This is a genomic window from Pseudoclavibacter helvolus (assembly GCF_014191305.1).
Lineage (GTDB): Bacteria > Actinomycetota > Actinomycetes > Actinomycetales > Microbacteriaceae > Pseudoclavibacter > Pseudoclavibacter helvolus.
In genome coordinates, this window is the sequence record NZ_JACHWJ010000005.1 from 23,951 (window position 1) to 36,528 (window position 12,578).

Genomic DNA, 12,578 nt, shown 5'->3' on the forward strand with positions numbered 1-12,578 from the left:
CCTAGCGCGCCGAGGTGTAGCTGTTGCCGGAGGCCGGGGCGCCTCCGAAGATCTGCTCGACCGTGACGAGCACAAACCCACGATCGTGCAGCCCGGTGAGGATCTCCGGCACCGCATCCACCGTCGAGTCGTGGATGTCGTGCATGAGGATGATCGACCCCGCCTGAGCCTCGTTTGCGCCCCTGTCGACCAGCGTCTCGTGGGGCGGCCCCTCCCAGTCGAGCGTGTCGACGTCCCACAGGATCGCCGGCATGCCGAGCTTCGTGAGCACACGGGCGTCGAGGTCACCGTACGGCGGCCTGAAGACGCTCGGCCGCTCGCCCGTCGCGGCGACGATGGCGTCGTTCGTCTTCTTGACCTCTTCCTCGATCTTCTTGTCGTCGAGGGTCGTGAACTGCGGATGCGTCCACGAGTGGTTGCCGAGCTGGTGACCGTCGTCGTCAATCTGACGCGCGATCTCGGGGTGTCGCTGGACGTTCGGGCCGACGAGGAAGAACGTGGCGGTGGCATCGTGCTCACGGAGCTGGTCGAGCAGCGTCGTCGTGACCGGAGCCGGCCCATCGTCGAAGGTCAGCGCGACGCACGGGAAGAGGTCGCAGTCGACAGTTCGGTCGCCCGCGAGTGGCCGCTCGCCGGCGATGAGCGGCAGGGGCGTCGCCGAAGCGGCGACGAGCTCCCGCCCCAGGTCGGTGAGCATGGGCGACGCGGCCTCCGGACCGATGTGGATGCTCGGGAAGCGATGGGCGATAGGCTCGCCAACCACCAGCGTGGTCTCGCCGTCCGGGGAGACGGGCGGGGCCGCGCCTTCGCCTCCGGACACGTCCATCTCTGGGGTGAGGAGGCCAGCGGGGATACCGATGCGCAGGCCGCCGTCCGGGGTCGGCGTGACGTCGGCGAAGCCCTGCGCGAGCACGGCCGCGTGCGCCTCGCTCGGCGGTGCGACCTGCGTGTCCCAGAGCGCGCCGAGTTCGCGCCGGGCGGCGAGCACAAGCTCGTTCCAGATGGCGAGGGCCGCGTCGGCGGTGATGACATCGGCGCCGCCGGCCTGCTGGGCGGTGGCGGTGTCGGCGAAGAACACGAAGCTCTCGTCGCGCGTCACGGCCGGCGTCGAGCCAACGGTTCCCTCGACGACCCGCACGCGTTCGCCGAACTCGCTACCGCTCGCGACGACGATCTCGCACGTGATGACCAGTGCCTCCCCCTCGGTAGCGCCACCCTGGGCGAGCACCTCGGCTGCCGGTGTGCTGCTCGAGCCAGCCTCGCAGCCTCGGCTGCCGAGCCCGGCGCCTGCCGCGGCGGCCTCGGGCGCGTACGCGGTGCCGAGTCGTGTCGCGAACGCACCGACGCTATCGACGACCAGCGAGCGGATGCGCGCATTCAGATCGGTCTGCCCCGGCACCTCCGTCCACCTCGCGTCCACGGCGGGTGCGGAGTCACGGATGCGGTAGTGGTCGAGCGGCGTCGCGCCGGGTTCCCCGCCGGCAACGTCGCCCGCGGCCTCGTCGAAGCTCGTGACGGCGGCGCGCACGGGCGGCTGCCAGGCGAGGTCCGGCGCGGGTGTGCAGGCCGAGAGCGCGAGCGTCGCCGCCGCGAGCATCGCACCTGCAATCAGGCGGCGGAGCGGGCGGGGCTGCGTGCGCTGGGCCCGCGAGCGCTGACCTCCAGCCGTCACGCGACCGGCCCGCCGATGCTCTCGAGAATCTGGGCGATCGCGGGGCGGTACAGCTCAAGATCTTCGGCCTCGGCGGAAAACACCACAGACGCGTGCGAAGGCTCTGCCCCGGAACCGACGCTGGCGAACGCCACGGAACCGACCATGACGCCAGGAGCGCCCTGCCCCTCAGCGACCGGGGTCGCGTACTCGACGCTCGCGTGCCGCACAAGCAGCCCCTCCTTGGGTGTCTCGTCAATCCAGAACAGGTTCTCAGAGCCGGAGAAGGGCACCCCTTCCAGTGCGTCGCTCTCGTCGGTAAGGGCCTCGAATGTCTCGGCGGACCCCGCCTGGGCGGCCTCCACCAGCGACTGGGGAGCATCCGGCACCTGCAGGGTGATCTCGAGGCGGGCATCCGGGCTGCGAAGCGTCACGACGTCTGTGCCGAAGTAATGGGGCACGATGACCCAGCCCGTCGGCGCGACGACCGAGACCGCGGCCTCGTCGCTCCCGACGGTGACCGTCTCGTCTGCCTCCGCCGCCCGACTCGTCATCTGCGTGAGGAGCGATCCGCCGAAGAAGAACCCAAGCACCGCGAGCGCCGCGACGAGCACAACTCCGAGCACGACATACAGCCAGGGGCTACGAGTGCGCTCGGGGGCGGCACTGTGCTCGGGGGCGGCACTGTGCGAGGTCGTCATCGGGGCTCCGAGCGGTCGGGGGCGCGGGCGGGTCCCACCAGGCTACTGATTCCGTGGCGGCCCTACCCCGTGATGACGCGGAACTTCCCGCCAAGCGCCAGAAAATCGGCCTGAAGGATGAGACGGAACCCGGACCCATAGGTGTTCCATAGGGATTCGCTCGAACCGGGATAGACACCGCCCCTAGCTTGCAGGCATGCGCCGAGACGGCGCCGAACCTCACGGAAGGGCCTCCATGTTCACGACCTACCTCAGGCGCGAGCTCTCGAACCGGCGAAAGCAGACGTCCATTGTGGCGATCGGACTCGCGGTCGCCATCGCGCTCGTCATCCTCGTCAACTCGTTTGCTGTCGGCATCCGCACAGCTCAGGCCTCGGCCCTGGAGTCGGTGTACGGCGTCGGCACGGACATCACCGTGACAAGCGCCCCAACGGGACCGGGAGAGGGCGGCGGCGGGGCTCCGGGCGAGCGCTTCGAGTTCGGCACCGAGGACCAGGCCGCGATCGAAAGCGGCACCACGGAAGTGAGCCAGTCTCGGCTCTCGACGGGAATGGGCACGTCGACCTTCGCGGCCGACTCGCTCGAATCGATCCTGGGGGTCAACGGCGTCTCGCAGGCGATCGGCGTGCTGTCGCTGACGAACACGACGTTCAACGGCGAGATGCCTGATATGTCGTCCTCGTCCTCCTCCGGCGAGGCGCCCGTTGCTCCCGATGCCGACGCCCAGCCGGGTGCGGGCGGCGGTTCCGCCTTCGATATCAACTCCTTCACCGTGCTCGGACTCGACCCGGCGCAGTCGGCGAGGGGGCCGCTCGCGGAGGCCACGATCGAATCCGGTCGCACCCTCGAAGCCTCCGATGCGGGCAGCAACGTCGTTGTGCTCGACTCCAGCTACGCCACGTCCGCGGGCCTCTCGGTCGACTCAACCCTCGACGTCGGCGGCACGCAGATGACCGTCATCGGCATCGTCGCCTCGGGCGGCGCTGACGCGACGACCGCGGCGAACGTGTACCTGCCCCTCGACGTTGCCCAGAGCATCTCAGGCGAGACGGACATGCTCTCCTCCGTCTACGTGACTGCGGCATCCGCCGACGCCATCGAGCAGGTCAGCGCCGACATCGAGGCGGCACTCCCCGACGCGACCGTCTCGACCCAGGCCGACCTCGCGGCGAGCGTCTCCGGCTCGCTTGCGACCGCCAGCTCGCTCGTCGCTGGCCTCGGCACGTGGCTCTCCGTGCTGGTACTCGCCGTGGCCTTCCTCATCGCCGTGCTCTTCACCGTCTCCGGCGTCGCGCGACGCACCCGCGAGTTCGGCACCCTCAAGGCGATCGGCTGGTCCAACCGTCAGGTGCTCCGCCAGGTCATGGGCGAGTCGCTTGTGCAGGGCCTCATCGGCGGCGCGCTCGGCATCGCGCTCGGCCTCGGCGGCATCGCGATCGTCAACCTCATCGCACCGACGCTCAGCACGGGCACCGCGGCAGCCGGCGGCGCGGGAGAAGGGATGCCCGCCGGCGGGCCCGGCGGCGAGGCCGCGGGTGGGGCGCCGGGCGGCATGCCGGGCCAAGTCGTGCAGACAGCAACCGACATCGTGCTGAACCTCCCCGTCAACGTCCCCATGATCGGGCTCGCGGTTGGCCTCGCGGTGGCAGGCGGACTCGTCGCCGGAGCCATCGGCGGCTGGCGCGCCTCCCGCCTCCGCCCCGCAGAAGCGCTGCGGTCGATCGCGTGACCCCGACAACCGCCACGGAACCTGTGGCAGACGCAGCAGCATCCACGACCACAGCAGCCGAGAGGACCCCAACCCCCATGTACACGCTCACGAACGTCACGAAGACCTACGGAGGGGCGGGCGGCAGCGTTCAGGCACTGCGCGATGTGTCGCTCACGATTCCAGCGGGGCAGATGGTCGCCATCCAGGGCCCGACCGGCGGCGGCAAGTCGACGCTGCTGCAGATGCTGGGGGCGCTCGACCGGCCCAGCAGCGGCGACGTCGTGCTCGCCGAGACCAACCTCTCGACGTGCGGCGACGCCCGGCTCGTGGGCGTGCGCGCGACCGACGTCGGCATCGTGTTCCAGAGCTTCAACCTCATCCCCACGCTCACGGCCCTGGAGAACGTCGAGATGGCGCTCGCGCCCCTCGGCCTGGCGGCGGATGTGCGCCGCACGCGCTCAGAGGATGCGCTCGCCTCGGTTGGGCTCGCCGACCGCGCTGGGCACTTGCCGTCGCAGCTCTCCGGCGGTCAGCAGCAGCGCGTGGCCATCGCCAGGGCTCTCGTGAAGGACCCGAAGGTGCTGCTCGCCGACGAACCGACGGGCGCCCTCGACGAGGAGACGAGGGACGACATCATGGACCTCCTCGAGTCCGCCTGGCGTGACCGGGGGCTCACGCTCATCGTCGTCACGCACGACTCCGCCGTCGCGCAACGGGCCGAGCGTCGGCTGCGCCTCGCGAAGGGCAAAGTGACCGAGCTGGGCTAAGCCCGCGCCGGGCCGCCTCGCTCGCTGCCTCGCGCCGCGCGCCCGCAACCCACGCTCGCCCTCTCAACCACAAGTCCGCCCTGGCGCCGCATCCCGCAGCCCAGGGCGGACTTGTGGTCGTTTCCCGGGCGTGAGAACGACCACAACTCAGCCCTGGGCTACCGCGGGGAGGCGGTCACGCAGCGCACCGAGCAGCACCTCGAGCGCAAGCTCGAACGAACGCTCGACGCGCTCGGAGCCGGACCGAGACTCGGCGAGGAGCTGCCCGAAGAGCCTGGTCGGCGCATCCGGTTGCCAGACCTGCTCGGGCGACGCGAGCTCGAGCCCGAAGCCGATCGCAAACGCGTCGATCATGCCGATGAGCGTGAGAATCTCGCCGTCGGGGAATCCCCCAGACTGCAGCACCACGGCGAGGTCGTCGTAGGCCTCGATGACGGATGGACTCGTGATGGTCTTGCCGATCAGGAACGGAAGCAGCGCCGGGTGGTCGGCGTACATGCGCCGTTGGAGTCGCACGACCTGCTCGACATACGTGTCCCACGCCTGCCGTTCCGGGACGACGCGGTAGCGCTCGACGAGGCGTCCGCGCATGAGTTCGACGATGTCGTCGAGTCCTGAGACGTGCTTGTAGAGCGACGACGGCCGCACCCCGAGCGCCCTCGCGATCGCATTGACGCCGAACGGCGCCCCCGCCTCCACGAGCTGCAGGCCGGCGTCGGCGATGAGCGTCGGCGTGAGGCCGACGATCCTGCGTCCGTCCATCGGCCACCCTCTCGTCGTGCACTGTCGCGTTCCCTCATTCGAGGAAAATGTTCCGGATGCCTTCCGCTTGGCCCCGTCTCCGTGCATACTAGCGAACACCATTCGCTGGCGAATGGTGTTCGCCAAACTCGAACCGCTCGATCCCTGCACGCAGCGGCCCGGCACCCCCGCCGAGCCCAGACCCCAGGAGCCCCATGACAATTGCAGCCGAACTCAGCGCGCGAACGCCCCTGCGCCTCGCACCCGCCTCGGCGACGTTCGCCATCGCGATCGCGGGCTACCTCGCCGTGAACCTGTCGCCGTACATGATCACAGCGACGCAGGCGGCGATCGGCCTGGACGTCCTCGCGGCGAGTTGGCTCGTGACGGGAACGCTCCTGCTCACCGCGGTTGCTGGGCTCGCCACGGCCGGCCTGTGCGCCGGGGCCCGTCGCCACCAGGTCGCCCGCATCGGCCTTGCCCTCGCGACGGTCGGTTTCCTCGCGGCCGCGCTTGTGCCCGCCCTCACGATCCCCGGCCTCCTCATCGGCGGCCTCGGGGCAGGCGGCGCCGTCGCCTCCGCGGGAGCCGCGATGGCCTCGTTCCGCAACCCGGACCGCGTGGCTGGCTGGAACGGCTTCACGAACCGCGGCGTCATCTCGATCGTCCTCGCGACGCTCCCCCTCCTTGGCCTCGCGCCCCTCAACGTCTTCGGCGCGCTCGCACTGTTCAGCGCCATCGGCCTGGTCATGACGAGGTGGCTTCCCCGCGCGCCCATGATTGACGCGCCAGCCACCCTCGGCACCGCGGGAGCCGCAACCGGCGAGGCCATGCCCATCGAGATTCCGCCGACCGGCGCCATTCGCACGCAGAGCGAGGCATCGTCTCGCCTCTTGACGATCAGCGGATTCGGGATCCTCATCGTCTTCGCGCTTTGGGCGATCAGCGAGGACTCGCTCTGGGCGATGATCGGCATCATCGGTGCCGAGACGAGCGGTCTCACGGACGGAGGGCTCGGAATCGCGCTAGCGGGCGCGACCGCCGGGGGCCTGCTCGGCTCGCTGGCCCTCATGGCCGTCGGCAACCGCCTCGGGCGGGCCGTCCCGCTTGTCGTGTTGCTGGTGCTCGGCGGCATCCTCAAGATCGTGCAGGGCACGCTCACCGACGAGACGGCGCTCATCGTGGCGTTCATCGCCTGGAACTCGATCTACGCGGTCGCGTTCATGTACTTCCTGTCGACGGCCGCGGCACTGGATGCTCGTGGCCGCTGGTCGGGCCCCTGCTCTCGGTCTACCTCGTCGGCTCGGCCCTCACGCCCCTCATCGGCGCCAGCCTGAGCGAGCTCCTCGGCGCGCAGGGCTTCACGCTGGCGCTCGGCATCACGAGCTTCGTCCTCGCCGTGCCGACCGGCATCATCGCCGCCATCTCGACTCGCACCGAACGTTCCATCCCCACCGAAGCGGAGGCTCTCGCATGACCACCACCCTGTACCTGAACGCACGCGTCTTCCAGGCACACGCACCCGACCCTTCGGAGGCGGCAGCGTCACCCGCGAGTGCGTTCGTCGTGCGCGACGGCGTCTTCGCCTTCGTCGGCGGCGAGGCGGATGCACGTTCCTTCGCTCCGGAGCCGGATGCGACCGTCAACCTCGGCGGGCAGCTTGTGCTTCCCGGCATCACGGATGCGCATACGCACCTCGTCATGATGGGCGAGGCCCTCGGGCAGGTTGGGCTCACGGACGCCCGCGACCTTGCCGGGATCCAGCGCCTCCTCGCCGAGGCGCGCGCCGCAGACCCCGACGCCCGCGTCCTGCGCGGACGCGGCTGGCTCTTCAACTCGATCCCGGACGGCGCCCCGACGGCGGCCATGATCGACGAGGTCATCGCCGACATCCCGGTCTACTTGGACGCCAACGACTACCACTCGTGCTGGGTCAACAGCGCGGCGTTGCGCGAGCTCGGCATCACGAGGGAGACGCCGGACCCGAGCGGCGGCCGCATCGAGTGCGACGTCGACGGCGAGCCGAACGGCATGCTCTTCGAGACCGCCGCCGTCGAGTACGCCTGGGTGCAGCGGGACCTCGCCATGACCGATGCCGACCGTGACGCGGCCGTCGAGCGCGTGCTCGCTGCCTACAGCGAGGCCGGCGTGACGGGCGTCGTCGACATGGCCCTCAATGAGGTCGCCCTCGACGCTCTGCAGCGTGCGGCCGAGCGGCGAGGCGGCGAGCTTCCGCTGCGCGTCGCCGCGCACTGGCTTGTCTCCAACACCGACGACGACGTGGCGAACCTCGAGCAGGTCGAGCGCGCCAGAGAGCTCGCAGGCGCGCACACCTCCCCGTGGCTGCGGGTCGTGGGCATCAAACTGATCCTCGATGGCACGATCGACGCCTGCACGGCGGCGATGAGCTTGCCGTACGCGGACGGCTCGAACGCCGACGCCATCTGGCCCGCCGACCGACTGTTCCCGGTGGTCGCCGCGGCGGACGTGGCGGGCCTGCAGATCGCGATGCACGCGATCGGCGACGCCGCAAGCACGATGGCACTCGATGCGCTCGAGGCCGCGTTCGAGGCGAACGGCGACATCGCGCGACGCCACCGCATCGAGCACCTCGAATACGCGGCGCCAGGCACGGCCGAGCGGATGTCGGCACTCGGCGTCACCGCATCCATGCAGCCCGTGCACGCCGACCCGGCGATCCTCGGCAACTGGATCGCGCAGCTCGATGACGACCGCGTCGAGCGCGGCTTCGCGTGGCACGAGTACGAGGAGGCGGAGACCACGCTCGCCTTCTCGACGGATGCACCGACCGCGCCCTACGGGCCGCTCGCGAACCTCTACGTCGCGGCGACCCGCGGGTCAGCGCTCGACCCGAGCTTCGCCGCGACGCGGGTGATGGGCCGCACGGTGCCGATCGAGCGCGCGCTCGCCCACGCGACGCGGGATGCCGCCGCCTCGGTCGGCGACGCGAGCTGGCGCGGCGAGATCCGCGAGGGCTTCGCCGCCGACTTCTTCGTCGTCGACACGGACGTGCTGAGCGAGCCCGCCGCGAGTCTGCTCACGGCGCGGGCTGTGCTGACGGTTGTCGGCGGGCGCGTCACGTTCGAGAGCTGAGGCTGCGCGCCAGCAACCCACGCCGACTCGCTTACCCGAGCAGTTCAACCCCTGCCTCCTCGACAACCGCCCGCACTTCCTCCAGATACCGCTGCGCCTGCTCCGTGAGCGGGATCGCGGAGTGGCCGATCCAGCCGATCTCGATGCGTTCATCCACGTCGAGGGGCACGGCGACGATGCCCGGGTCGAGGTCGTCGCTGATGATGCCCGTGGAGATGGTGTAGCCGTCGAGGCCGATCATGAGGTTGAAGATCGTGGCACGGTCGGAGACGCGGATCTCCCGCTTACTCGACAGCGTGGAGAGGATCTCCTCGGCGAAGTAGAAGGAGTTGTTCGCACCCTGGTCGAAGGTGAGGCGGGGCAGGTCGGCGAGGTCGTCGAGGGTCGCGCGCTTCCGGGAAGCCAGCGGGTTCCGCCGGGAGACGAAGATGTGTGGCTGGGCGAGGAACAGCGGATGGAACACCAGGCCCGAGTCGCGCAGCAGCTTGTCGATGACGTTCCGGTTGAAGTCGTTCCGGTAGAGCAGGCCGAGCTCGCTGCGCAGCGTGCGCACGTCCTCGATGATCTCCCACGTCCGCGTCTCCCGCAGCGAGAACTCGTACTCGGGAGCTCCCGTGCCCTTGACCATGCGCACAAACGCATCCACGGCAAACGAGTAGTGCTGCGCCGACACCGCGAGCAGACGCCGCGACGGCGGGCGGCCGAGGTACCGCTGCTCGAGGAGCGCCATCTGCTCCACCACCTGCTTGGCGTATCGGAGGAATTCCGTGCCGTCGGTCGTGAGCGAGACCCCTCGGGCCGATCGCACGAGGAGTGCGCGGCCCACCCGCGTCTCGAGGTCCTTCATCGCCGCGGACATCGTCGGCTGCGCCACGTAGAGCACGTCGGCTGCGGCGCTGATCGAGCGCTCCTCGGCGACCTCGACGAAGTAGTGGAGCTGCTGCAGGGTCACGCCGTTCGATCGCCGAGTCATAGCCGAAGCCTATAGTGACGAATAGTTGCGGCGAATTACCCGATAGCTTCTGGCCACCTGCACAATGGACGCATCCACGACCACAGGCCTGCCGGCCTCTCGACTCCCGGATTGGCCTCACATGGCGAACGACATCACGTTCAACATCACCACCACCCGCTTCGACGAGCACTACGCGCCGTCAGACAGCTCCCGCATCACCACGAACTTCGCCAACCTGGCCCGCGGTGAGCACCGTCAGCAGAACCTCCGCAACGCGCTCACCATGATCGACCGCCGCTTCAACGACCTCGCCCGCTGGGACAACCCGACCGGCGACCGCTACACGCTCGAGCTCGACATCATCTCCGCCTCGCTGCAGTTCGACGACGAAGGCGACGACCGTGAGTTCCCGCTGCTCGAGGTCCTCGACATCGGGATCGTCGACCAGTCGACCGGCACGCGCCACCAGGGCATCGTGGGCAACAACTTCTCCTCGTACCTGCGCGACTACGACTTCAGCGTGCTGTTGCCAGCCGCAAACGCCGGCGGGGGCGGATTCACCCTGCCAGACGGCTTCGGCGAGCTGCACGGCAAACTGTTCCAGCACTTCCTCGACTCGGCCGCCTACAAGGCCCGGTTCCCGAAGTCGCCCGTCATCTGCATCAGCGTCTCGACGAGCAAGACGTACACGCGCACCGACAACCACCACCCCGTCCTCGGCGTCGAGTACCGGCAGGACGACTACTCGCTGACCGACCAGTACTTCGGCCAGATGGGCCTGCAGGTCCGCTACTTCATGCCGCCAGGTAGCGTGGCACCGCTCGCGTTCTACTTCCGCGGCGACCTGCTCAGCGACTACTCGACGCTCGAGCTCATCGGCACGATCAGCACGATGGAGGCGTTCCAGAAGATCTACCGACCCGAGATCTACAACGCCAACTCCGCCGCCGCGAACGTCTATAGCCCCACGCTCGACCAGCAGGACTTCTCCCGCACCGAGATCGGCTACGACCGAGAAGAGCGCAGCCAGCTCGCGAAAACACAGGGCGCGTACACGGCCGAGCACTTCGTGAAGCCGCACGGCGACGTGCTGGATGCGTGGGCCGCCAACTACTCCGTCTCCCCCCGATGACCGACGAAGGATCGACGATCATGAACAAGCTCCTCCCCGTTGCCAGCGTTGGCAGCCTGCCCAAGCCGTCGTGGCTCGCGAAGCCGGAGGTCCTCTGGTCGCCCTGGGAGCTCGAGGGTGACACGCTCGTCGAAGGCAAGCAGGATGCGCTGCGCATCGCCGTCCAGGAACAGCAGCGCCGCGGCGTCGACATCATCAGCGACGGCGAGCAGACCCGTCAGCACTTCGTCACGACGTTCATCGAGCACCTCGAAGGCGTCGACTTCGAGAACCGCGAGACGGTCCGCATCCGCGACCGTTACGACGCGAGCGTCCCCACGGTCATCGGCGCCGTGAGCCGCAAGCAGCCCGTCTTCGTCGACGACGCGAAGTTCCTGCGCTCGCAGACCGACCAGCCCATCAAGTGGGCGCTCCCCGGGCCGATGACAATGATCGACACGCTCTCCGACCGGCACTACAAGAGCCGCGAGAAGCTCGCGTGGGAGTTCGCGACCATCCTCAACCAGGAAGCCAAGGAGCTCGAGGCGGCCGGCGTCGACATCATCCAGTTCGACGAGCCCGCGTTCAACGTCTTCTTCGACGACGTGGCCGACTGGGGAGTCGCAGCCCTCGAGCGCGCGGCCGAAGGGCTCCGCGCCGAGACCGTTGTGCACATCTGCTACGGCTACGGCATCAAGGCGAACAACGACTGGAAGGCGACCCTCGGGGCCGAGTGGCGTCAGTACGAGAAGACGTTCCCGCTCATCCAGAAGTCCTCCATCGACATCGTCTCGCTCGAGAGCCACCACTCGCACGTACCGACGGACCTCGTCGAGCTCATCCGCGGCAAGAAGGTCATGCTCGGCGCCATCGACGTGGCCAGCGAGCAGATCGAGACCCCGGAAGAGGTCGCCGACACGCTCCGCAAGGCACTCCAGTTCGTGGATGCCGACAAGCTCATCGCGAGCACGAACTGCGGCATGGCGCCCCTGCCGCGCGACGTCGCCTACGGCAAGCTCAGCGCGCTGTCGGCGGGAGCCGCGCTCCTGCGAGCAGAGCTCGGCGAGCAGGCGTAACGAGCTCGCGAGAACGCGACGGGGTCGGGTGCGCCGGTCAGCTATGACCTAGATGCGCCCGGCCCCGAGTCGTCCCTGCGACGCCTCGAGGTAGCAGTTGCCGCACATCGACTCGTAGCTGACCTCACCCTGGTCGATCGCGACCTGGCCGCCGTCGAACACGAACTCCCCTGCAACGCGGCGGCCGTTGAAGATGGCCTTCCGCCCGCAGCGGCAGATGGTCTTGAGCTCCTCGAGCGAGTGCGCGATCTCGAGCAGCCGCTGGCTGCCAGGGAACGCGATCGTCTGGAAGTCGGTGCGGATGCCGTAGGCCAGCACCGGGATGCCGTCGAGCACCGCGATACGCAGCAGCTCGTCGATCTGCCAGGTCGTCAGGAACTGCGCCTCGTCGACCAGCAGGCACGAGATCGGCTGACCCTCGGCGACGAGCTCCGCGAGCTGCTCACGAGGGCTGTCTTCGGTACCGACGAGAATCTCCACGCGCCTCGTCATGCCGAGGCGAGACGAGATCTCCCCCTCGGCCTTCGTGTCGATCGCGGGCTTCGCGAGCACCACCCGGTGCCCGCGCTCCTCGTAGTTGAACGCCGCCTGCAGCAACGCCGTCGACTTGCCCGAGTTCATCGCCCCGTAGCGGAAGTACAGCTTGGCCATGGTCCTCCTCATTTCAGGGCTGAGCCCGGTCGATCGTACCCGCACCGGGGGCATCCGCTCACCTCACGGCGGGGGAGCGAGGCCACACGGCCGCTCCTCG

At 69.1% G+C, this 12,578-nt stretch carries 11 protein-coding genes; 6 read left to right on the top strand and 5 right to left on the bottom strand.

What is annotated here, in order from left to right; translation table 11 throughout:
- Position 1 precedes the first annotated feature (1 nt).
- Positions 2-1,672 (bottom strand): polysaccharide deacetylase family protein, encoded by a 1,671-nt coding sequence (locus FHX72_RS19790; RefSeq protein WP_183626091.1) that lies wholly within the window; start codon positions 1,670-1,672, stop codon positions 2-4.
- Positions 1,669-2,352, bottom strand: coding sequence for a hypothetical protein (locus FHX72_RS14810; RefSeq protein WP_183626093.1), 684 nt, complete (start codon positions 2,350-2,352; stop codon positions 1,669-1,671). The genes FHX72_RS19790 and FHX72_RS14810 overlap by 4 nt, the downstream gene beginning before the upstream one ends.
- Positions 2,353-2,548: 196 nt before the next feature.
- Here FHX72_RS14810 and FHX72_RS14815 point away from each other — a divergent pair, with 196 nt between their 5' ends.
- Positions 2,549-4,081, top strand: a complete 1,533-nt coding sequence (locus FHX72_RS14815; protein WP_338110145.1) for an ABC transporter permease — start codon at positions 2,549-2,551, stop codon at positions 4,079-4,081.
- Between the two features lie 77 nt (positions 4,082-4,158).
- Positions 4,159-4,830, top strand: coding sequence for an ABC transporter ATP-binding protein (locus FHX72_RS14820; protein WP_183626558.1), 672 nt, complete (start codon positions 4,159-4,161; stop codon positions 4,828-4,830).
- Positions 4,831-4,977: 147 nt separating this feature from the next.
- Here FHX72_RS14820 and FHX72_RS14825 read toward each other — a convergent pair whose 3' ends face one another.
- Entirely contained in the window at positions 4,978-5,592 is a 615-nt protein-coding gene (locus FHX72_RS14825) for a TetR/AcrR family transcriptional regulator C-terminal domain-containing protein (protein ID WP_183626097.1), read from the bottom strand.
- Between the two features lie 194 nt (positions 5,593-5,786).
- Here FHX72_RS14825 and FHX72_RS14830 point away from each other — a divergent pair, with 194 nt between their 5' ends.
- Together FHX72_RS14830 and FHX72_RS14835 are read left to right on the top strand one after the other, a co-directional pair.
- The gene (locus FHX72_RS14830) at positions 5,787-6,908 is read left to right on the top strand and encodes an MFS transporter (RefSeq protein ID WP_183626099.1); all 1,122 of its coding nucleotides are present in this window, start codon (positions 5,787-5,789) and stop codon (positions 6,906-6,908) included.
- Between the two features lie 136 nt (positions 6,909-7,044).
- Positions 7,045-8,685: an amidohydrolase gene (locus FHX72_RS14835; RefSeq protein WP_183626101.1), complete on the top strand. Its 1,641-nt coding sequence runs from the start codon at positions 7,045-7,047 to the stop codon at positions 8,683-8,685.
- A gap of 31 nt (positions 8,686-8,716) precedes the next feature.
- On the opposite strand, the gene FHX72_RS14840 is transcribed toward FHX72_RS14835, so the two are convergent.
- The gene (locus FHX72_RS14840) at positions 8,717-9,658 is read right to left on the bottom strand and encodes a LysR family transcriptional regulator (protein WP_068476601.1); all 942 of its coding nucleotides are present in this window, start codon (positions 9,656-9,658) and stop codon (positions 8,717-8,719) included.
- 121 nt (positions 9,659-9,779) lie between these two features.
- On the opposite strand from FHX72_RS14840, the gene FHX72_RS14845 reads away from it, so the two are divergent.
- Positions 9,780-10,772, top strand: coding sequence for a DUF1852 domain-containing protein (locus tag FHX72_RS14845; RefSeq protein WP_183626103.1), 993 nt, complete (start codon positions 9,780-9,782; stop codon positions 10,770-10,772).
- 20 nt (positions 10,773-10,792) lie between these two features.
- A complete protein-coding gene (locus FHX72_RS14850) occupies positions 10,793-11,827 on the top strand; it encodes a methionine synthase (protein ID WP_068476619.1) in 1,035 nt (344 codons plus the stop codon).
- Between the two features lie 48 nt (positions 11,828-11,875).
- Here FHX72_RS14850 and FHX72_RS14855 read toward each other — a convergent pair whose 3' ends face one another.
- Complete coding sequence (locus FHX72_RS14855; RefSeq protein ID WP_183626105.1) at positions 11,876-12,478, bottom strand: thymidine kinase; 603 nt, start codon at positions 12,476-12,478, stop codon at positions 11,876-11,878.
- Between the last annotated feature and the right edge of the window lie 100 nt (positions 12,479-12,578).